Below are 21,412 nucleotides of genomic sequence, written 5' to 3'. Positions count from 1 at the left end.
GCGCCCAGGCCCGGGCCATGCGCTCCGGCCCCCAGCCGGGGCTCGTGGGCTTGCCGGAGAAGCCGTAGCCCGGCATCGACGGGATGACCACGGAGAAGGCGTCGGATGCGCTCGCGCCGTGCGCCGTGGGGTCCACCAGCGGGTCGATGATCTTCAGCTGCTCGATGACCGAGCCGGGCCAGCCGTGGTTGACGACGAGCGGCAGCGCCTCCTCGTGCGGCGAGCGGACGTGGAGGAAGTGGATGTCCAGCCCGTCGATGTCGGTGACGAACTGCGGGAGGGCGTTGAGCCGCGTCTCGCACCGCCGCCAGTCGTAGTCGGTGGCCCAGTACCGCGCGAGCTCCTGCATCGTGGCCAGCGGCACGCCCTGCGACGTGTCGGGGACCGTCTCCCGCTCGGGCCACACCGTCGCGGCGATGCGCCGGCGCATCTCGGTGAGCGCCTCGTCGGGCACGTCCACCCGGAACGGGCGGACGGCCCGGCTCGTCTCCTGCGCGACTGCACTCATGCTCTCGCACCTCTCCTCGCCATCTGGGGGGAATCTGAACGGGCCGCTCGGGGCGGCTCCGAGGACGGCGCCGGCGACCCCGGAGCCGCCGGGCCCGTGATCAGCGACGCGGTTGGGGGACCTGGGGGGCGCGCAGCGGACGGAAGGCGGCGCGGACCTCGGCCGTGAACAGGTCGGGCTCTTCCCAGGCGGCGAAGTGGCCGCCCCGGTCGGCCTCGTTGAAGTACGCGAGGGTGGGGTAGCTCTGCTCGGCCCAGGTGCGTGGTGTCCGCCAGATCTCGCCGGGGAACGTGGTGAAACCCACCGGGACCGAGACCTCCGGGGGTGTCTGGCCGACCGCGGCAGCCGCAGGCGCGTCGGGTCCGTAGCTCTCCCAGTAGGAGCGGGCCGCCGAGGCCCCGGTGCCGGTCAGCCAGTACAGCGTGATGTTGTCGAGCACGTGGTCCCGGGTGAGGTTGCCGGTGGGCTGCCCGTCGACGAAGGCGCGGGACATCTTGTGGTAGGAGTCGGTGTCGTGGTCGAGCATCCAGGCTGCCAGAGCGGCGGGTGAGTCGAGCAGGCCGTAGCCGATCGTCTGCGGCCGGGTGGCCTGCTCCAGGAAGTACGCGAAGCCGCTCGTTCGGAACGTGGCGATCGCCTCGAGCCCCGCGCGTTCCTGCTCCGTGTCCCCCGGGAGCGTGCGACTCAGTGCGGTGACGAGCAGGTTGAGGTGGATGCCGAGGAGCCCGTGGGGTGCCTGGCGACCCATCGCGTCGGTGACGCCGGCGCCCACGTCGCCGCCCTGGGCCACGTAGCGGGCATGGCCCAGGCGGCGCATCAGCTCCGCCCAGGCGCGACCGACGCGGGCGACGTCCCACCCGAGCTCGGTCGGCTCGCCGGAGAAGCCGTAGCCGGGCAGGGACGGCAGCACCAGGTGGAAGGCGTCCTCGGCGCGGCCGCCGTGCGCGGTCGGGTCGGTGAGCGGTCCGACGGTCTCCAGCAGCTCGACGACCGAGCCCGGCCAGCCGTGCGTCATGACCAGCGGCAGCGCGTCCTCGTGTGGCGAGCGCACGTGGACGAAGTGCACGTCCACGCCGTCGATCTCGGTGACGAACTGCGGAAGCGCGTTCAGCTTCGCCTCGCAGCGGCGCCAGTCGTACTCGGTCGCCCAGAAGCGGCACAGTTCCTGCATGGTCGCCAACTGCACGCCCTGCGAGCGGTCCGCGACCAGCTCCCTGGTGGGCCAGCGCGTCGACTCGATGCGCCGGCGCAGCTCGGTGAGCGCCTCGTCGGACACGTCCACCCGGAACGGGCGGATGGCCCTGCCGGTCTCCTCGGTGATCGCCGTCATGGCTGAGCCTGCCCTTCTCTGTGCGGAGTGGCCGTCATCGGGTGCGCGGGCGTGGCCGGCCCGAGCTGGAGGCGTGGGCCTGCGCGCCGGGCGGGGCCACGAGCAGGTCGGGTTCCCGCCCGGTGGAGCGGTGGACGCTCCGTCCCTCCGGTTCGTGTAGCGGCACGGCGTCCGGCTGCACCGTCCACTCGCCGGGAGGTCGGGTGGTTCGGGGTCGACCGTGGGCCGACCCGCACACGGCTCGGTCGTCGCGGGCCCCTCACGACGTGACGTCCGACCCGCCGAAGCGCTCGAGCCTGATCCGCGACGGGTCGTGACCGAGTTCCACGAGCGCCGTGGCCACGTCCTCCACGAAGGCCGTCGGGCCGCAGGCGAAGACCCGCGCCCCCGTCGAGGGCCCGAAGGCGTGTCGCTCCAGCATGTGGCCGTCGATGCGCCCGGTCGGCCCCCTCCAGTCCGCCGGCGCTTCCCGCGTCAGCGTGACCGTGGTCTCCGGGCCGAGGACGTCCTGGCCCAGGAGGTCGTCGCGCGTGCGGGCCGAGTACAGCAGCCGTACCGGAGTCGAGCTGCCGGTACGGCGGTGGTGGTCGAGCATGGCGAGGAAGGGCGAGACGCCGACACCTCCCGCCACGAGCTGCACCGGTCGCTGCGCGTCGTCCGCCTGCCCGCCCCGGTCGAGGCCGGCCGACCAGACGAAGTACCCACCGATGGGGCCGCGCAGCTCCACCAGGTCCCCGAGGCGCAGTTCATCGGTGAGGTAGCGGGAGACCTCGCCGTCCGGGAGCCGCTCGACCAGCAGGTGCAGCCGGGGATCCTCGGGCGCGGAGGCGACCGAGTAACTGCGCTGGGCCGTGTAGCCGTCCTCGGCGGTCAACCTCAGGTCGATGTGCTGACCCGGCAGGTGCCCGCGCCACTCCGGGACGTCGAACAGCAGCCGGTGGACGCGTGCGGTCTCGCGGCGGTTCTCGAGGACCGCCGCCCGCAACCAGGTCAGTCGCCGCTGTACCGCTGCTCGCGCCATGGGTCCCCGCGATCGTGGTAACCGAAGGTCTCCCAGAAGCCCGGCTCGTTGACCGGGGTCAACGCGAACCCGCGGAGCCACTTCGCGCTCTTCCAGAAGTAGAGGTGCGGCACCAGCAGCCGCGCCGGCCCTCCGTGCTCCGGAGCCAGCGGCCGGCCGTCGTAGGTGTCGACGACCCACGCGCGCCCGCCGGTCACGTCGGCGAGAGGCAGGTTCGTCGTGTAACCCCCGTCGCAGAAGGCCACGAGGTGTGCGGCCTCGGTCCGGACCTCGGCCAGCAGCGTGTCGACCGCGACGCCTTCCCACCGGGTGTCGAACTTCGACCACTTGGTCACGCAGTGGATGTCCACCGCCACCGCCTCGCGCGGCAGGCGCTGGAACTCCTCCCAGTTCCAGCGCCGGACCCCGTCGACCGCCCCCTGGATCGTCAGGTCCCACTCGCTCAGGGGCGCCCGCGGGGTCGGACCGGCCGACAGCACGGGGAAGTGGCCGCCGACGTCGTACTGGCCAGGAGGTAGTCGCTGGTCCGTGCGCGGCTCTCGCCGCCCGAACCCTCGGGAGACCAGTGACATGGCGGCTCCTCCCGGACGTCACCTCGAGCAGTGCCGACCCTGTCCGGACCGACGGGGCGAGGCATCAGTCAAAGGACCACGACCACCGGTCAGCGGGCGACGGCGCTCGGCGGCATCTCCACGGTCGCGGGCGCCGTGCCGCTCAGCGCATCGCGCAGCGCCGCCCGCGAGCTGATGCCCAGCTTCGGGAAGACGCGGTAGAGGTGGGCGCCGACCGTCCGTGGGGACAGGTACAGCCGGCTGCCGATCTGCTTGTTGGACAAGCCGGAGGCCGCCAGCATGGCGATCTGGTGCTCCTGCGAGGTCAGGGCGACCGCTCCCCGCTCAGCGGGGGAGGCCCGATGGGTCAGCCCGGTCGCGCGGAGCTCGTTCCAGGCCCGGTCGGCCCACGGTCGGGTCCCCAGGTCGCGGAAGGTCTCCAGCGCCGCGGTCAGCTGCACGCGCGCGGCGTTGGTCGCCCGCGTCCGCCGCAGGTGCTCGCCGTAGGCGAGCTGCACCCGCGCGTACTCGAAGGGGTACCGCTCGGCCCCGGGGACGGCCAGGGCCCGCTCGAACCGCTCCGCCGCCTCCTCGCCCGACGCGACGAGAGCCGCGGAGCCCGCCAGGAGGACGCCGAGCCTCGGTCGGCCGGTGAAGACCCTGGCCCGGCTCATGGCCGCCACGTGCGCTGCTGCCTCGGCGGAACGTCCCGTCCGGACCGCTGCCTCGACCACGTCCATCACCAGGCGCGGCGTGACCGGGGCGGACGGGGTGCGGCCACCGACCGGGCCGACGGCCGTGAGCTGCCGATACGCCTCCTCGAAGTCACCTCGCCCCAGAGCGGCCAGTCCGCGGACGTGGTGGGCGAAGTCCTCGAACAGGTGGATCCCTCGCGGCAGCGACCACGCGAGGAGGTCGTCGGACAGGACCCGCACGGTCTCGTCGTCCCCCCGCGCGGCGGCCACCAGGGCCGAGCAGTAGACGCCGAACCGCGTGATGAGCCCGTACCCCAGCTCGTCCCCCCAGGCGATGCCCTCCTCGGCCGTGCGCACGGCCTCGTCCCAGCGGCCTGCGTCGAGTGCCTCGTGGCACAGCAGCACCAGGGCCTTGACGGCGGCAGCCGCCGCGCCGCCCTGCCGGCCGTCCCTGACCACCCTCCCGAGCGCTCTGCGGCAGTTGCCGAGGCGATCCGCGTACGAGGCGGCCATGCCGACCCGGACGACGAAGGTGGGATCGAGGGCGGCGTCCACCGAGGCGATCAGCTCGTCCAGCCGCTCGAGCACGGTGGCGGTCGCCCGGATCGGGTCGGCGAACAGGCTGCTGGACACCGACAGGACCGGGGGGACGTCACGTCCCAGAGCCGCCAGGGCCCGCTCCAAGGGCCGCCAGAGCTCGTCGCGACCACCGAGGTGACACACCATCACGAGGCTGTACAGCGCGTCCTCGACCGCGTCGGCCGGCGATCCGTGGTCGACGGCGTGCTCGACCGCCCGCACGAGGATGAGGTGTGCGCTCTCGACGTCCCCTTCCCCGTTGAGCAGGTGGTGGGCAGAGGCGACCGCGACCTCGAGGGATCCCGCCGTCCCGGGATCGGCCGTACGCGCCTCGCACAGCAGTCGGGGGACGGTCCGGAGCTCCCCGGTCGTGTCGGCTGCCACGAACGCCGCCGCGGCCAACCGGCGCGCCCGGTCCGGTCCGGTCGGTGTCAGTCCGGCCGCCTGGAGCAGGGCCCGGACGGCACGGACCGCGTCCCCTCTCCGTCGTGCCCGGTGCGCCGCGGTCTCGAGGAGGTCGGCGGCCGGGGCGTCGGACCCCACGACGGCCTCGGCGAGGTGCCGGGCGCACTCTTCCGGCCGGTCGACCAGCACGTGGGCCAGGGCCCCGTGAGCGCGCCGGATCTCTCCGCTGGTCGAGATCTCGACCGCCGCGGAGCCGATCAGCGGGTGCCGCAGCACCACGCGCTGACCGCCCAGGTCGATGCGCACGAGCCGAGCCCTCTCGGCCGGCGCGAGGTCGTCGAGCCACTTGTCGTCGGCAGCTGCCGCCCGCAGCGTCCGGAGATCGCCCGTCCCCTCGAGGGATGCGAGCAACAGCAGCCTCCGGGTCGCGGCGGGCAGGTCGGCGAGCTGCTGCACGAAGACCTGCCGGAGGTGCCTGCTCAGCGGTAGAGCCGGGGGGAGGGGGGCGGTACCGGTGCGCTGGGCCTCGGTCATGACGGCAGGCAGTTCCAGCAGGGCCAGCGGATTGCCCGCGGATGCCGACAGGACCCGCTGGCGGATCCGTGGGTCCAGGACGGGGAACCGGGCCTGCAACAGGTCCGCGGCGGCGTCCTCGTCCAGTGGTGGCACCTCGAGCTGGGGGAGACCGGCCCGGAGCAGGACGCTGTCACTCCCCGTCCGAGCCGCCGCCAGGAAGCCGACACGACTGCGGTGCACCCGGCGAGCGACGAAGCCGAGCACCCGGACGCTCGATCGATCCAGCCACGGCAGGTCGTCCACGACGATGAGGACCGGCCTCGACTGCGCGCCGCTCCTCACGAGGGCGAGGACGGCGGCCGACACCAGGAGCGGGGGCAGCGGGCTGCCGGAGCCCAGACCGAGGGCCACGTCGAGCGCCCGGCGGTGCGGCTCGGCGAGTGCGTCGACGTCGTCGAGAAGGGGGAGGAGGAGTTGGTGCAGCCCCGCGAAGCCCACCTCGGCCTCGAACTCGACCCCCGCCCCCCGCAGGACCGTGGCCCCCGACGCCTCGGCATGCCGCGCGGCGGTCTCCAGCAGGACGGACTTGCCGACGCCAGGTTCACCCGTCATCAGCAGCACGTCGTCCCGGGCGAGAGCACGCTCGACGAAGGAACGGAGCACCGCGGACTCGGCCGACCTCCCGATCAGCAGGACCCCGTCGGTCCGGTCGGACGGCGCGATGTCGGGCATGGCGCCCCTCCCATGCGTCACCGGGGATGCCGGGATGTCGAGACCTCGTGTGGTGGATGCCGTCGAGCTGGATCGAGGAGGCCTGGAGAGTGAGAGTCTCTCTCACCCGGCCGGAGGCAACCAGGGACTTCGGTCTCGGCGTGGGTCTGGCGCGACAGTCGGATGACGGATGCGCCGGCCACGACTGCGCTGCCACGGTCAGCAGACCGTGATCCGTCCTGGCCGGCGACGGGCAGGTGTGTACCGGCAGCGGGACGACCGACGACCGAGGTGGGACCCGGGATGGCGACCAGTCGCTCGAACGGATCGATCCGCCCGCCGACGATCCTGCCCGCTGACCGGCAGCCGGGCGGTGCACGATCATCTGTCCTCGTGCTCCGTCCCCGCGCCGAGGAGTGTGCACGAGACCCCGGGCCGGACCGATCGACCACGACCGGCCAGGCCGGCCGGATGGGAGGTGTGTCCCGTGACGGATGTCCCCGGGGCGCCTGAGCGGCGCCTGGACGGAAACGCGGCGGGTGGGGTGCTCGGCGAGGTCCTCGCCGTGGACCCGACCACGGCCGTCTCGACCTGCGTGCACTGTGGCGCCTCGGGGCCTCTGGGGCAGCACCTCGTCTACGCCGATGCCCCTGCGCTCGTGCTCCGGTGTCCGAGCTGCATGCAGGTGGTGCTCCGGTGCGCATCGGACACGGCGGGACTGCGCCTGGAGATGACCGGGGTGCGGCTGCTGAGGATGACCCGTGAGGGCAGCGGCTCGCTGTGAGCCGGAGGGGAGTCGCGGTCACCTGCGAGCCGCGATGGGAGCGGCCGCGGCCGTCGTGACCGGATCCCGGTCACGACGGCCCCGCCTGGGTGGCGTCTAGGCCGAGACGGCCTCGAGCGCCTGCTGGATCACCTCGGTGACGGCCTTCGGCTGGGAGACCATGATCACGTGCGAGCCCTCCGCCTCGACCACGGTGGCACCGGCTCGCTGGGCCATGGCCCGGAGGACGTCGGTCCCGGCCGCCTTGTCGCCGGTGGGGATGACGGCCCAGGACGGCAGGCTCCTCCACGCCGGCGCCGCGGTCGGCTCGCCGAAGCCGAGCGACGAGATGGGCCGCTGGGTCGCCGCCATGACGCGCGCCTGTTGCTCCGGAACGTCGGCGGCGAAGGCGTCGTGGAACTTCGCCGGGTCGATCGCGAACTCGATCCCGGTGTCCGTCTCACCCATCGGGTAGCGGAGTTCGAGCAGCGCCGTGTTCAGGACGCTGTCCTTGGAGTCGGTCTCGATGTCCAACAGCGTCTCGCCCGCGTCGGGCGCGAAGCCGGCCACGTAGACCAACCCGACGACGTTGCCCGCCCGCAGCGCCGCGTTGGTGATGACGGCTCCGCCGTAGGAGTGCCCCACGGCCAGCACGGGCCCCGCGATCTGCGACAGGGCGCTGGCCACGTAGGCGGCGTCGTGGGAGATGCCGCGCAGGGGGTTCGAGACGGCCTGCACCGGAACGTCGGCGGCGAGCAGGTGTGCGACGACGTCGTTCCAGCCGGCGCTGTCGGCGAAGGCGCCGTGGACGAGTGCGACGGTCGGCCGGGAGCGGCCTGCGGCGGTTCTCTCGGTCATGGTGATCTCCTTGCGAACTGCTCGGCGGAGCCCACCTGCCCCCGGACGTCGGGGACGGCATGGCGGGTGACCCGGGACGTTGCTCCCGCGGTCGGGCGGTCGCATCGGTCAAGTGGCCCTGTGGTCGACCCCTCGGAGACCAGGGGACGACCCGGTCCGGCCCCACGGGGCGCGTGGGACCCCCGGATCGCGGAGGTCCCCGCAGCACGCTCCTCGCGCGGAGGAACGTGCACGTCAGGAGGGCAACGGGGAATTCCTCGAGCTGCTGGGGTGACAGACTTCTCTCCCGGTCCATGATCGACACGACCGCGGGGACAGGAGGGAGGCGGCATGGCCCGGACGAGCCCGTACGCCGGCTCCTGGGAGCAGCGCCGTGCCCGTATGGAGCAGACGGCGCTGGAGCTCTTCCGGACGAGGGGTTTCGACAACGTCACCGTCGAGGACGTCTGCGCCGAGGCCGGTGTGGCCCCCGCGACCTTCTACCGGCACTTCGGGACCAAAGAGGACGTCGTCTTCGCCTACCAGGACGACTTCTCCGCGGCACTGCGGACGGCGCTCAGCGATGCCGCGCACCTACCGGCGCCCGCCCGCATGCCCGTCATCCTCTGCGAGTTCGCGGCCTTCCTGGAGTCGCAGCAGGACCTGCTCGCGCTGCGCGACCAGATCGTTCTCGGACACGCCCGGCTGATGCAACGGACACTGATGGCGCAGCGTGACCTCGAGGGCGTCCTCGCCGCCGGTCTCGCGCAGCTCCGCGGCTTGACCGTCCCTGACGCGGCGGCCCTGCTCGAGGCCGGCGCCGGCATCGTGGTGCTCCGCGTCGCTGTCCGCTCTTGGCGCACGGAGGGCGGCTCGCTGCTCGCGGCCACGCGGCAGACGCTGACCGGACTCCGGGAGATGGTCGGCGGCCTGACCATCGGCGACGACTGACCTCCAGGCAGCGACGACCTCCGCGTGGAGGTCGGTGCGCACGATCCGCGATCGCGGAACCGGAATGGACGGATGACTCATGCTGCGACGCTGCAGATGAGCGAAGCCTCGGTCCCGTCACACGCCCACCCGCAAGGCGGCCGTCGTCCCGCTGGTCTCGCCGGTCCGCGACGTCCCCTTGCGCCTGCAGGACAGAGGAGCAGAGCAGCGATGACGGCGGTCGCACGACAAACCGGCAGTGCCATCCGACCCTTCAGCGTGGCCGTGCCCGACGAGGATCTCGTCGACCTGCGCCGGCGCCTCGCGGCAACCCGCTGGCCCGACAAGGAGACCGTCTCCGACCGGTCGCAGGGTGCGCAGTTGGACGACCTGCAGGAGCTGGTCCGCTACTGGGCCACGGAGTACGACTGGCGCAGGGGCGAAGCCCAGCTGAACGCCTGGCCGCAGTTCATGACGACCATCGACGGGGTCGACGTCCACTTCTTCCACGTCCGCTCCCGGCACGGGAACGCGCTGCCGCTGATCATCGCTCACGGGTGGCCGGGGTCGGTCTTCGAGCAGATCAAGGTCATCGGTCCGCTCACCGATCCGACGGCGTCCGGCGGCTCGGCGGAGGACGCCTTCGACGTCGTCATCCCCTCCCTGCCCGGCTACGGCTTCTCGTCACGACCGACCGAGACCGGGTGGGACGTGGAACGCATCGCGCGGGCGTTCGACGTGCTCATGCAGCGGCTGGGGTACGAGCGCTACGCCGCGCAGGGCGGCGACTGGGGCGCAGGCGTCGTCGAGGCGATGGCACGGCAGGCGCCTGAGGGGCTGCTCGCCATCCACACCAACCTGCCGGCCGTGTTCCCGCCCGACGCGGCCGCGGCGATCACCAGCGGTGAGCCCGCACCGGGAGGACTCTCCGAGAAGGAACAGGCGGCGTTCGACGACGTGCGGACCTTCCTCCAGACCGGGGGCTGGGGCTACTACCAGATGATGACCGCGCGACCGCAGGCAGTCGGCTACGCCCTGACGGATTCCCCCGCCGGGCTCGCCGGGTGGATGCTCGTGCACGGCGGGTTCGGGAAGTGGACGTACGGCAGGGACCCCGCGCAGTCGCCGACGGTGGACGAGGTCCTGGACAACTTCTCGCTGCACTGGCTGACGAACACGGCGGCCTCCGGCGCCAGGCTCTACTGGGAGAACCGCGCCCAGAGCCTGATCAGCGCGGCGGCGCAGCAGACCGACGGGATCCGGCTCCCCGTGGCCATCACGGTGTTCCCGGACGACGACCTCTTCCGTGCCCCCGAGACATGGGCCCGGCGCGCCTTCCCCAGCCTCGTCTACTTCCACGAGGCCGAGGCCGGCGGCCACTTCCCGGCCTGGGAGGTGCCCGACGTCTTCGCGGCCGAGGTCCGTGGCGCGTTCCGGTCCCTGCGCGGGCCCCGGCTCCCTCAACCGCGTCGCTGATCCCGCGGCGAGGTCGTGACCGGCGCCGGTCGGGACCTGCCGCGGGCGGACCACACCGGCGATCGGCAGCCCCGCCGAGCCGACGACCGCTGATCGCCGCCCCCCGAGAACCGGGGCGCGACCGCCCCGACCACTGCACGTGAGGTGACCGACATGGCACTCGCAGGTCTGTTGCGCACGGAGAGCCGGATGCCGTCGCTGGACGGTGCGACCGGCTGGCTCAACACGGCGCCGTTGACGGCGGACGGGCTGCGCGGGCGGGTCGTCCTCGTGGACTTCTGGACCTACACCTGCATCAACTGGATCCGCACGCTGCCCTACATCCGGGCGTGGGCGGAGAAGTACCGGGACCTGGGCCTGGTCGTCCTGGGAGTGCACACGCCGGAGTTCTCCTTCGAACAGGACGTGGACAACGTCCGCCGGGCGGTCGAGCGCACCGGCATCTCCTACCCGGTCGCGCTCGACAGCGACTACGCGGTCTGGGAGGCCTTCGCCAACCACTACTGGCCGGCGCTGTACTTCGTCGACGCCACGGGTCACATCCGCCACCACCGGTTCGGCGAGGGCGATTTCATGCAGTCGGAGCTGGTCATCCAGCGGCTGCTCGCCGAGTCCGGAGCCGACCTCGTCGACCGGTCGTTCGTCTCGGTCCGCGGCGAGGGCGTCGAGGCCGAGGCGGACTGGGACCACCTGGAGTCGGGGGAGAACTATCTCGGCTACGCCCGCACCACCGACTTCTCCTCGCCCTCTGGGCTGGCGCCTGATGCCCTCCGCGCGTACGCCCTGCCTGCGCGGCTGCGGCTCAACCACTGGGCGCTGTCCGGGACCTGGACCGTGGGGAGTGAGGCGAGCGTGGTGCACGAGGCCGGTGGGCGGATCGCCTACCGCTTCTCCGCTCGCGACGTCCACCTCGTCATGGGTCCCGCGGCCCGGGACGTCCCGGTGCCCTTCCGGGTGCTCCTCGACGGACGGCCCCCGGGGCGTGCGCACGGCGACGACGTGACCGAGCAGGGCGACGGCGTGGTCCGTGACCAACGGCTGTACCAGCTGATCCGGCAGCCGCCGCCCGTCGTCGAGCGGCAGTTCGAGATCGAGTTCCCCGAGCCGGGGGCGGAGGCCCACGTCTTCACCTTCGGCTGAACCACGCCGGGGGAGCGGCTGAGACAGGCCGTCATCCCGGCGCCGACCGTGCGCGGGCTGTGGCTGTACCCACGAGAGGAACGACACATGTCCCTGAAGAGCAAGGTGCTGGCTGCAGCGGCGGCGCCCATGACGGTCGTCGGCGTGGGCGCGGTGACGACTCTCCCGGCGAGCGCGGCCACCCCGGAGTGCGGGCCGGACTGCATCGCCGTCTTCAGCCCTGCGTTCGGCACGCACGGCGACCCGCAGTTCGTGGAGGCGGTGCTCGGCGGGGTGGGGACGGTCGGCCAACCGCTGATCCTGCACCGCGCCAGCAGCTCGGACCCGTCCGAGGACTTCCTGCCCCGCGGTGGCCTGGTCTCTGACTTCCACGCAGCCGGCATGGTCTCCGCCGCGGTGAACAGTCACTACGGGAGCCTGCGCGCGGCGCAGCTGGAGTACGCGCCGTCCGGTGTCGCCAGCGGCCTGTGCGTGGGTCTGGCCAGGGCCGCATACGAGAACGAGCCGCTCAGTCTGCAGCCCTGCAGCGTCCCCGAGACGACCGTCTGGATCGTCGACACCGCGGACTCGCCCGCGACCGCAGCCGAGGGGTACTCCCCCTTGGTGAACGGCTCGACGAGGGACTTCACCCACCCGTTCGCGATGACGTATCCGACCGATGCGTTCCCGACCGACGAGCCGGCTCCGCAGATCCACGTCCGCCACCTGCGATTCTGCGACGATGTCGGCCGGGACGAGAGCGCAGTGCCCGACCGGCAGCTCTGGGGAACCGACTTCGGCGTCCTCGAGTAGGCAGCCCAGCGCGACCCTGCCGATGACCGACGGTGCCGACGTCCCGCGGTGCCTCCCGATGCCGCATCTCGCTCGGCGTACAGCGGCGCCCATCACGGCTGGACGACGCCTGCCGCGATCCGAGCCGGTCATCGGGCGACCAGGAACGCGTCGTTCCCGGTGGCGACTCCACCGCCACGGGTGACGACCGGGGAGGCAAGTGGGCCACCGCGCGGCCGCGGTCGGTCAGCCAGCGGGCGGAGCAGACTGCACCCCAGCGACGTGTACCGCAGCTGGAACTGCCGCAGACCGTTCCTGGAGTGGGGGGCTACGGTCGCGCCCCTCGTCCTCCGAGGAGTCGCCGGTCACCTGCTCGATGATCTTCCCGAGAACGATGTGATCGGACATCGCGGCCTTCGACCGCCGGTGCACCCCGGGGATCCGGAGCCCGGAGGTCCGGGCCGTCATTGACGCGGGAGGACGAGTGCACGCCCGGAGGAGGAGACGAGATGGCCTCGACAACTGCCCGTGCCACGACGACGACGCGCGCTCCTGTGCGGTTGCCCGGACGCTCGCCATCGAGAGTCCGCCGACGCCGCGACGTGGAAGGCGGCCTCGACCTCTCGGACTCTCTCGGGATCGCCGCTGTGGTCCTCACCGGTCTGCTGGCGGGTGGGATGGTGCTGATCGAACTCGTACTCCTGCCTTTCTGGCGTGGCGCCCCTCCGGCGGAGTTCCGCGCGTGGTTCACCGCACACGCCGACCGCATCCGCGCGCTGATGGTCCCCCTGGGCGCCGCCGCCGGCTTGGTGACCGCTGCCTCGGCGACCGCGCGAGTGCTCTCCGGTCACCGACGCAGCTCGGCGTCCGTGGCCGCTGCCGCGGCCACGGCGGGCGTCATCGCCATCACCGTCACCGTGAACGAACCGGCCAACCACCGGTTCACGGCGGGGACGCTCTCGGACGCCCAGACAACGGAGCTCTTGGAGCGATGGGCGCGCTGGCATGACGTGCGCGTGGTCCTCGGTGTGTTCGCGACCGTGGCGGCCGCGTCAGCCCTGTCCAGCCGGAGACCCTGAGCACCAGGTCGCGGATGCGGGACACCAATCCGCCGCCAAGCCGACGCCAAACGAGTCGTCCCACGCTCACGTCCGTCAGGAAAGGGAACGCAGAGATGGGAGCTGGCGATGCGGGAGGACGTGCTCGCCGCCCTGGCCGGCAGGCTGAAGCGGCAGAACTCGGAGCAGCGGCTCAAGCGCCGTCTCTACTTCAAGAGCAGCAGCCTCGACCTGTACCTCCAGATGGCGCTGAGCTACGGCAGCTTCGGCGGCTCCTCCGTCGGCGAGGCGCTCTACGCGTCCTCGCGGGTCCGGGAGAGGGACCTCGACACCTGGATCACGGCCTGGCAGACGGTCGGCGAGTCGGCCTCCCGGTACGCCGCGGAGGCCGAGGCGCGGGGCGCCGGTGCCAGCGCCCGCCAAGGCTGGCTGCGCTCGTACACCTACCTGCGCACCGCCACCCACGTGGTCCGCCCCGGGGATCCGCGCTTCCGACCCCTGTGGGACCAGGCCGCTGGCGCGTTCGAGCACGCCGCCCACCTGTTCGACCCACCGCTGGAGCGGATCACCGTGCCGTTCGACGGCGGCATCCTCCCCGGTTACGTCATGCGGCCACCGGGCTCCCCCCGGCCGCGCCCTACGATGCTGCTCTTCGGTGGTGGGGAGACCTACGCCGAGGACATGTACTTCTGGGGCGGTGCGACCGGCATGGCCCGCGGCTGGAACGTCATCGCGGTGGAGGTTCCCGGGCAGGGCTCCACCGCCTTCGACGGTCTGCACTTCCGTGCCGACGTCGAGGATGCGGTCTCCGGGATCATCGACACCGTCCTGGCGCGGCCGGACGTCGACCCGGAGCGGCTGGCCGCGTACGGCTTGAGCCTCGGCGGGTACATCGTCCTGCGTGCCGCTGCGCACGACGAGCGCATCCGGGCGGTCGCGGCCAGCACGCCGATCATGGACTGGCGCCGCCTGCTCGACGAGTCGACCCCGTCCGTGCTGCGCCGCTTCCCCGCGCTGCTCGAGGGCGCGACCACTCGGCTCGGCCGCTTCTTCGATCCCACCCAGCTCGTCGTGTCCGAGAAGTTCTTCCAATGGCAGGTCGGTGCGAAGAGCCTCGGGGAGGCGCTGCGGTCGTTCGAACCCTGGAAGGTCGACGTCGGTCGCATCCGGGTCCCCGTGCTGTCGATGGCCGGCGACGGGGAGGGGCCGCCGTTCCGGCGTCAGGCCCGCGAGGTGCACGAGCTGCTGTCCGGTCCCACGGTCCTGCGGGGCTTCCCCGCCTCCAGCGGCGCGGATGCCCACTCCCAGGTCAACAACCTCGCGCTCGCGCAGGAGGTGGTGTTCGACTGGCTCGACGAGGTCCTCCAGCGAGATCGACGGGCGCCCGAGGACGCGGTGCCGATGGTCGCGAGCTGAGGTGCAGGCGACCCAGGTCCTCGGTGGCACGCCGCACTGCTGGTTCCGCGCCCTGCCGCCGGGCGATCGTCCTCGATGCCCGGAAGGCCACCTCGGCGTCGGCCGTTCGAGCCGGTGTCAGGGCGGCCAGAGCCTGGCCGCGGAGCCGGTACAGCTCGGCCTCGGTGAACCGCTCGTCGGTGCGCTCCACGCACTCCCGCGCGTCGTCGAGGAGGCTGAGTGCCTCCTGGGCCCGGCCCGCCAGCAGCTCCGCCTCTGCGGCCAGGCTCAGCATCGTCGGGAGCATCAGCCGGGCACCGCTGGACCGGATGGCCTCGAGCCCGTGACGCAGGACGGGGATGGCGCCGTCGGGGTCCCCCTCGACCGCCTGCACCCATCCCAGCACCGCCCTGGCATATCCCTGCACGGCCCCGATGTGCCAGGTGGTCGCCAGGGAGAGGGCAGCGCGGGCGCGTTCGCCGCTGGTCCTCGGGTCCCGGCCGAGGACGGCGACATGAGCGCTCATGGCCAAGGCGGTCGCCTGCGCGAAGGGAGAGTGCCGGGCACTGATCAGCAGTGCCTGGTCCACCGCCTCTGCCGCCGCCTCCTCCTCGCCCACCAGCTCCAGGACGGCGGCGTGCAGGATCCGCGCGCTGATCGACAGCGGCACCGGCCACGGCGGGAGTGCGGGAGCGGTCTCGGCCAGCTCGAGGCTGCGCTCCATGTGCCGGCGGGCGTCCTGGAACCGTCCCCGGATGTAGAGGGTCCGCCCCAGCGTCATGTGCGCAGCGGCACGCAGTCCTCGGTCGTCCAGCCGCGCGGCGACGGAGAGCAACTGCTCGGCGAGCTCCTCGGCGCGGCGGTGGCTGCCCTCCGCGGTGTACGCCTCGTGGAGACCGCGCAGCGCGGTGAACGCTGCGGAGTCGTCGCTGACCTCTGCCGCCAGTTCGAGCGAGCGGGTGAATGCGTCGGCGGTCCCGGGCTGCGTGGGGCCGTGCAACTGGGCGAGCACAGCGCCCAGCCGGAGGTGCAGCTGGAGCTCGGAGCGGGACCGGTCGAGTGTCGACGGCAGCGAGACGGTCAGCTGCAGCGCCCGCCGGAGCTGCAGCTCGGCCTCCTCGTACGCGAGCGTCGTCAGCGCGCCGTCGGCAGCGGCCAGCACGTGCGGCAGGACCGTCGGGGCGCCGAGCACCGACGCGGCCTGCCACATGTGGTGCGCGAGGTCGGACACGCGTCGGTGGCCAGGGGCGCCGGCGGCCTGCAGCACCTGTCCGATGCGGGCGTGCAAGCGGGCGCGGCGCGCGCCACTCATGTCGTCGTAGATGGCTTCCCGGACCAGTGCGTGCCCGAACCGGTAGTGGCCGACCCCGTCGTCGTCCTCCACCACGAGCCCGCTCAGCAGTGCCGCCTCCACCGCCCCGAGGATCTCGTCGTCGTCGAGAGAGGTCACCGCCTGCACCGTCTCCAGGTCGAACCGCGGACCGGCAACGGCGCCGACGAGGAGGGCCGAGACGGCCTGCTCGGGCAACGTGGCCAGCCGGCGCCGCAGTACGTCCCGCACGGTCACGGGGATCTGCCGCGCGAGCACCGCCTCGGCGTCGTCACCGCGCAGCCGCCCCTCACCGGCCAGGAGCCGGAGCAGCTCCACGACGAAGAACGGGTTGCCGCCCGTGCGGTCGTGGAGCAGGCCGGCCAGCCGCCGGTCCGGTTCCAGGCCCGTCTCGGCGGCCATGAGCCGCGTGACGTCGCCTGCGCCCAGCCCACCCAGAGCCATTCGTTCGACGGCCGGCCGGCGCGCCAGCGCGGCGAGCGCGTCGGTGAGCGCGTCGTTCTGTGCCCCGATGTCGCGATACGTGGCCAGGACGAGCACCCGTGTACTCGTCACCTCCCCGGCCAGATAGGTGAGCAGCTGCAGCGACGGCGGATCGGCCCAGTGGAGGTCTTCCAGGATGACCACGAACGGCCGCTCTGCCGTCGCCTGCCGCAGCGCCTCGCAGACGGCCTCGTAGAGCCGGAACCGGGCGGCGTCGAGGTCCGGCGCCACCGCACGGGCGCCGGAGTGCCGGTCCGCCAGTTCGGGCAGGAGCGGGGCGAGTTCCGCTGCCAGGGGCTCGGGCACCCTGCCAGGGCCGCCGGGAGGGAGACCGGCGAAGAGCGCGCGGACCACCTGGGCCCCAGGGCCACATCACAGGTGCGCCGGAACCCTCCCAGCACCGTCCCCACCCGACCTGGCCACCGACGTCGCCGGCCCGCGCCGCGACCGCTTCGGTCAGCCGGGTCTTGCCGATGCCCGGCTCGCCGGTGACGAGAACGACCCGGCCGTGCCCGGCCGCCGCCTCCGCCAGCAGCGCACCGGCGATGGCGAGCTGCTCGTCCCGCCCGACCAGCCCCTCGCCCGCCGACCGTGGCTGCGCTCTCGCCCCCGTCCTCTCGACAGCGACCCGGGGCGGCGACCAGTCCAGCTCAGCGGACTGCTGGAGAACCAGGTCGTGGAGCCGCCGCAGCCGAGGACCCGGCGAGATGCCGAGCTCGTCGCGGAGGGTGGAACAGGCGGCCTGGTAGGCGCGCAGGGCGTCGCCCTGCCGCCCGGCGCGGTAGAGCCCCAGCAGGAGAAGGCCCTGCAGCCGCTCCTGGAAAGGATGGGTCGCCACGAGTTGCTCGAGCTCGGGGATGACGGCGGTGTGGTGCCCCAGCGCGAGGTCTGCCGTGATGCGGTCCTCCATCGCGGTCAGCCGCAGCTGCTCCAGCCGGGCCCGCGCGGGCTGCACGAACGGCTCGTCGGGGAAGTCGGCCAGCACCGGTCCGCGCCACAGCGACAGTCCCTGCCTCAGCACCGTGCTCGCCTTCTCCGGCCGCTGCGCTTCCAGCAGCCGATGGCCGTCGGCAGCCGACGCCTCGAACAGGTGGACGTCGAGGTCCCCGTCGGCGACCGCCAGGCGGTAGCCGGGTGGCTGGCTGAGCAGCGTCCTCGGCGGGGAACCCGGACCGCGGCCGGGTTCCAGCACCCGCCGCAGGTTGGAGACGTAGGCCTGGAGGGAGCCGATGGCCTGGGCGGGCGGCTGCCCGTTCCAGAGTTGCTCGACCAGGTGGTCGAGGGAGACGGCCCGACCGGCCTCCACCAGGAGAACGGCCAGCAGCGTGCGCTGCTTCGGCCGGCCCAGGTGCACCGGCCGCCCGTCGTCGACCACTTGCAGTGGACCGAGGATCTGGAACTGCACGCTCTGCCGCCTGCCAACCCGAGCCCCGCTCGCCGGCCGCGGCGGCCGGGGAGCGGAAGGCGATCTCACAGGGACGCTCCGAGTCCGGAGCGTTCCGCTGGCGGGGGGACGGGTCAAGGCATCGGGCGACGGCCGGGAGAACACCGCCTGCGCGTCGCGTCAGAGGGTGAGGAGGAACCGGGTGACGTCGTCCGCGAAGCGGCGACGGGGGATCGTGCCGCCGTGGCCGGTTCCGCCGACAGCGGACCAGCCGTCCGTCGCGGACGCCGTCGGCGGTCGGCTGGGAGATCTCCGGGGTGTGGACCCGGTCCTCGACCTCGACCGGCTGGCCACCGCCGAGTTCCCCCGCGCGCTGCTCTCCGCGCCCACAACCGTGCTGAGCTCGCTCATCGCGCTGGCCGGCCGACGAGACCCCTTCCTGGCCCGCACCCTGGAGGAGTTCCTGTGGCAGTTCGGCGTGCAGGAGGTCCGCGAGTTCTTCGACGCCTTCGCCGGGACCTCCGACGAGGAGCTGGTCCCGCGGCTGTCGATCCCGGTCCTCGCGCTGAGACGGAACCGGGCCCAGCGGCGGCCGGTCCTGACGCCGCATGGCCCGGACCGCGCCGACGAGGCCGGGCGCGCACTCTCTTGCCGCCGGCGCCGGACTGGTGTCTTGTGTCGCGCACGCCGGCCACGGCGGGACCAGAGGCCGCGAGACGGATCCTCCGGGGGTGGGTGTTGGCACAGCGGATGCGGGCCCCGATCAGGACCCCCGATCGCCGGGTGCGCGTGTTCGTGTCCTCCACCCTGGAGGAGCTCGCCCCCGAGCGGCGGACGGCGCGCGCGGCGATCGAGGGCCTCAGGCTCACGCCGGTCATGTTCGAGTTGGGTGCTCGGCCGCACCCACCCCGGGAGCTGTACCGCGCGTACCTGGCGCAGAGCGACGTGTTCGTCGGCGTCTACTGGCAGCGGTACGGCTGGGTGGCGCCGGGCGAGACGGTGTCGGGGCTGGAAGACGAGTACGCACTGTCCGGCGACCGGCCGAAGCTGATCTACGTGAAGGCCCCGGCCCCGGACCGCGAGGCGCGTCTCGACGAGCTCCTGCAGCGGATCCGGGCCGACGATCGCGCCTCGTACAAGACCTTCACCGACAGCGCGGACCTGGCCGAACTGCTCGGGGACGACCTGGCGGTGATGCTGACCGAGCGCTTCACCGCACAGGAGCAGGTCTCCTCGCCTGGACTGCGGCCGGCCACGCTGCCGGTACCGCTCACCCGCATGATCGGCCGGGACGCCGACCGGGACGGAGTGGTCGCCCGCTTCCGCGATGGCGCTCGACTGGTCACGCTCACCGGCCCCGGTGGGATCGGCAAGACGCGGCTCGCCCTGGACGTCGCGGCCGCGCTGGAGCGCGACCTCGTCGACGGCGTGTGGTTCGTGGATCTCGCGGCGGAGACCGAGCCCTCCCGCGTGCTCGGGGCCATCGCCTCCGCACTCGGGGTCCGCGCGTCGGGACGTCGCCCGCTCCACGACGTGCTCGCCGACCGGCTGACCGGTCGGCGAGCGCTGCTCCTGCTGGACAACCTCGAGCACCTGCTGTCCGCGGCCACCGACGTCGGCCGGCTCCTCGCCGCCGTTCCCGACCTGGACGTGCTGGCCACCAGCCGCACCGTCCTCCGCCTGCGGGGTGAGCAGGAGTGGCCGCTGGCCCCGCTCGCCGTGCCGACGGCGGAGGACTCCACGCGTGCGTCGGGAGTGGCGGACTCGCCCGCCGTGCAGTTGTTCGTCGCCCGCGCCGTGGAGGTCGACCCCCGCTTCGTGCTCACCGCGGAGAACGCCGGCGACGTCGGCGAGATCTGCCGTCGGCTGGACGGCATCCCGCTCGCCATCGAACTGGCCGCCGCCCGGGTCCGGATGCTGCCGCCGTCGGCACTGAGGGACCGGCTGGGGCAGCGGCTGGACCTCGACAGCGGACTGGTGGACCTGCCGGAGCGGCAGCGCACGCTCCGATCGACGCTGGACTGGAGCTACCGGTTGCTCGACCCGCCGGAACGGCTGCTGCTCACCCGCCTGTCGGTCTTCCCGGGGGGCTGGACGTTGCGGGCGGCCGAGGCGATGGCCGGCACGGACGGCGGGAGCTCCGGGCCGGCCGACGTCGTCACGCTGGTGTCCTCGCTCGTGGACAAGAGCCTGGTGACCGCGGACGACGGCGCATCGGCCGCGCCCCGGTTCCGGATGCTCGGCGTGATCAGGCAGTACGCCGAGGAGCGGCTGGACGAGCGCAGCGAGCGCAAGGCGGCGCTGGACCGCATGGCCGAGGTCGTGATGTCGTTCGTCCGGGAGGTCGGTGCGGGGCTGACGACCGGCTTCCATCGGTGGGCGCCGCTGGTCGACGACGAACTGGACAACGTCCGGCTGGCGTGGCGCCACGCGGTCGAGGTCGACGATGCCCAGACCGCCTACGCCATCGCCACGCCACTCGCGTACTACTTCTGGGCCAGGAGCCTCATCCCGGAGGTCCTCGAGCTCGCTGACGCGATGGCGGCTCTGCCGTCGGCATCCCGGTTGGACCCAGCGGCCCGCGGACGCCTGTTGTGGGCGCGCGCCACCAGCTTCTACTCGATGGGGCGCCCCGAGGGCGCCGGCGCCATGCTAGCCGAGGCCCTGCGCATGGCCGAGGACGCCGGTGACGAGGAACTGGGCATCCGCGCCCGAGTCAGCCTCAGCTATCTCGCGACGGAGGCGGAGATCCCCCCGTTGCGGACGGAGCTGGAGGCCGGCGTCGCCTGGTTCCGGCGGCGCGGCGAGCTCATGGGCGCCGCGTACACCCTCTCGGCCCTCGGTCAGCTCATCATGCGATCCGGGGAGGTGGCCGGCGTCGCGGCGGTGTACGAGGAATGCCTGCGGCTCGGCGAGCAGATCGACAACGACCATCTGCAGACGCTGGCCCTGCACCAGCTCGGGTTCGACGCCTTGCTGCGCGGACAACCGGACCGGGCACGGGTGATGTTCGACAGGAGCCTGGCGGCGAACGAGGGGCTGCTCGACCAGGAGGGGGTGTCCTACTGCCTGGACGGCCTGGCCGTGGTCGCCCGGATGGAAGGCCGGATGGAAACGGCCGCGCGGCTGCACGCCGCGGCCGAGCGCATCCGCGGCAGCCTGGGTGTCAGCTCCTGGCCGGTTCTCCGGCCGTTCCACGACGACGGGGTGGCGGCAGTGCGCTCGGCGCTCGGCGTGGATCGGTTCGAGCGGGAGTGGAGGGCCGGACTGCAGTTGCGTCCGGCCGACGCGCTGGCGCACGCCCGGCAGCACCGACCGGACGTTCGCGCGGCACAGGACGGGCCTGCGACGGCGGTCGACGGTGGGCCTCCCCGCCGCGTCGAGCAGGCGTCGAACCGCCCCGACCAGCCTGACTGAGCACGCGAACCGGCTGGAGGGGCGATGGCGCCGAACGGGTGCGACTCGCCGTTCGGCATCGTCCTCCCGGGCTCGATGCCTCGGAACTGCCCCGAGCAGTACGGGACGAGGT

15 protein-coding genes and 1 pseudogene are annotated in these 21,412 nt (G+C 72.9%); 8 read left to right on the top strand and 8 right to left on the bottom strand.

Annotated elements, in window-relative coordinates; all coding sequences use genetic code 11:
• From ACI784_RS20945 to ACI784_RS20925, 5 genes are all read right to left on the bottom strand, one after another.
• Positions 1 to 508: epoxide hydrolase family protein (locus ACI784_RS20945; RefSeq protein ID WP_457014779.1), on the bottom strand; the 508-nt coding region annotated here is incomplete at its 3' end.
• Between the two features lie 100 nt (positions 509 to 608).
• Entirely contained in the window at positions 609 to 1,838 is a 1,230-nt protein-coding gene (locus ACI784_RS20940; RefSeq protein WP_457014778.1) for an epoxide hydrolase family protein, read from the bottom strand.
• 259 nt (positions 1,839 to 2,097) lie between these two features.
• Positions 2,098 to 2,859 carry a ferredoxin reductase gene (locus ACI784_RS20935; RefSeq protein WP_457014777.1) on the bottom strand — a complete coding sequence of 254 codons (762 nt, stop codon included), beginning with the start codon at positions 2,857 to 2,859 and terminating at the stop codon, positions 2,098 to 2,100.
• Positions 2,829 to 3,431: a molybdopterin-dependent oxidoreductase gene (locus tag ACI784_RS20930; protein WP_457014776.1), complete on the bottom strand. Its 603-nt coding sequence runs from the start codon at positions 3,429 to 3,431 to the stop codon at positions 2,829 to 2,831. Before ACI784_RS20930 ends, ACI784_RS20935 begins: the two co-directional genes overlap by 31 nt.
• Before the next feature lie 89 nt (positions 3,432 to 3,520).
• Entirely contained in the window at positions 3,521 to 6,337 is a 2,817-nt protein-coding gene (locus tag ACI784_RS20925; protein WP_457014775.1) for a helix-turn-helix transcriptional regulator, read from the bottom strand.
• 169 nt (positions 6,338 to 6,506) lie between these two features.
• Here ACI784_RS20925 and ACI784_RS20920 point away from each other — a divergent pair, with 169 nt between their 5' ends.
• Entirely contained in the window at positions 6,507 to 7,100 is a 594-nt protein-coding gene (locus tag ACI784_RS20920; protein WP_456925874.1) for a DUF6510 family protein, read from the top strand.
• Positions 7,101 to 7,196: 96 nt separating this feature from the next.
• On the opposite strand, the gene ACI784_RS20915 is transcribed toward ACI784_RS20920, so the two are convergent.
• On the bottom strand, positions 7,197 to 7,937 hold the full coding sequence (locus ACI784_RS20915) for an alpha/beta fold hydrolase (protein WP_456925063.1): 741 nt from the start codon (positions 7,935 to 7,937) through the stop codon (positions 7,197 to 7,199).
• 330 nt (positions 7,938 to 8,267) lie between these two features.
• Between ACI784_RS20915 and ACI784_RS20910 the strand changes: the two genes are divergently transcribed.
• From ACI784_RS20910 to ACI784_RS20885, 6 genes are all read left to right on the top strand, one after another.
• The gene (locus ACI784_RS20910; protein ID WP_457014774.1) at positions 8,268 to 8,867 is read left to right on the top strand and encodes a TetR/AcrR family transcriptional regulator; all 600 of its coding nucleotides are present in this window, start codon (positions 8,268 to 8,270) and stop codon (positions 8,865 to 8,867) included.
• Between the two features lie 210 nt (positions 8,868 to 9,077).
• Complete coding sequence (locus ACI784_RS20905) at positions 9,078 to 10,322, top strand: epoxide hydrolase family protein (RefSeq protein ID WP_456925061.1); 1,245 nt, start codon at positions 9,078 to 9,080, stop codon at positions 10,320 to 10,322.
• A 153-nt stretch (positions 10,323 to 10,475) separates the two neighbouring features.
• Positions 10,476 to 11,462 carry a thioredoxin family protein gene (locus ACI784_RS20900; protein WP_457014773.1) on the top strand — a complete coding sequence of 329 codons (987 nt, stop codon included), beginning with the start codon at positions 10,476 to 10,478 and terminating at the stop codon, positions 11,460 to 11,462.
• 87 nt (positions 11,463 to 11,549) lie between these two features.
• Entirely contained in the window at positions 11,550 to 12,254 is a 705-nt protein-coding gene (locus ACI784_RS20895) for a hypothetical protein (RefSeq protein ID WP_456925059.1), read from the top strand.
• A gap of 488 nt (positions 12,255 to 12,742) precedes the next feature.
• Positions 12,743 to 13,312, top strand: coding sequence for an anthrone oxygenase family protein (locus ACI784_RS20890; protein ID WP_457014772.1), 570 nt, complete (start codon positions 12,743 to 12,745; stop codon positions 13,310 to 13,312).
• 108 nt (positions 13,313 to 13,420) lie between these two features.
• Positions 13,421 to 14,707 (top strand): alpha/beta hydrolase family protein, encoded by a 1,287-nt coding sequence (locus ACI784_RS20885; RefSeq protein ID WP_457014771.1) that lies wholly within the window; start codon positions 13,421 to 13,423, stop codon positions 14,705 to 14,707.
• Here ACI784_RS20885 and ACI784_RS20880 read toward each other — a convergent pair.
• Together ACI784_RS20880 and ACI784_RS20875 are read right to left on the bottom strand one after the other, a co-directional pair.
• Complete coding sequence (locus ACI784_RS20880) at positions 14,601 to 16,805, bottom strand: ATP-binding protein (RefSeq protein WP_457014770.1); 2,205 nt, start codon at positions 16,803 to 16,805, stop codon at positions 14,601 to 14,603. The genes ACI784_RS20885 and ACI784_RS20880 overlap by 107 nt on opposite strands.
• 100 nt (positions 16,806 to 16,905) lie before the next feature.
• A pseudogene (locus tag ACI784_RS20875) lies at positions 16,906 to 17,853 on the bottom strand (BTAD domain-containing putative transcriptional regulator); the annotation flags it as partial.
• Between the two features lie 813 nt (positions 17,854 to 18,666).
• On the opposite strand from ACI784_RS20875, the gene ACI784_RS20870 reads away from it, so the two are divergent.
• Positions 18,667 to 21,300 carry an ATP-binding protein gene (locus ACI784_RS20870; protein ID WP_457014769.1) on the top strand — a complete coding sequence of 878 codons (2,634 nt, stop codon included), beginning with the start codon at positions 18,667 to 18,669 and terminating at the stop codon, positions 21,298 to 21,300.
• Positions 21,301 to 21,412: the final 112 nt, after the last annotated feature.

Source organism: Geodermatophilus sp. SYSU D01186 (assembly GCF_054050215.1).
Note: the sequence above shows the minus strand (reverse complement) of the source record. Positions and strands in the feature narration are given on the sequence as shown.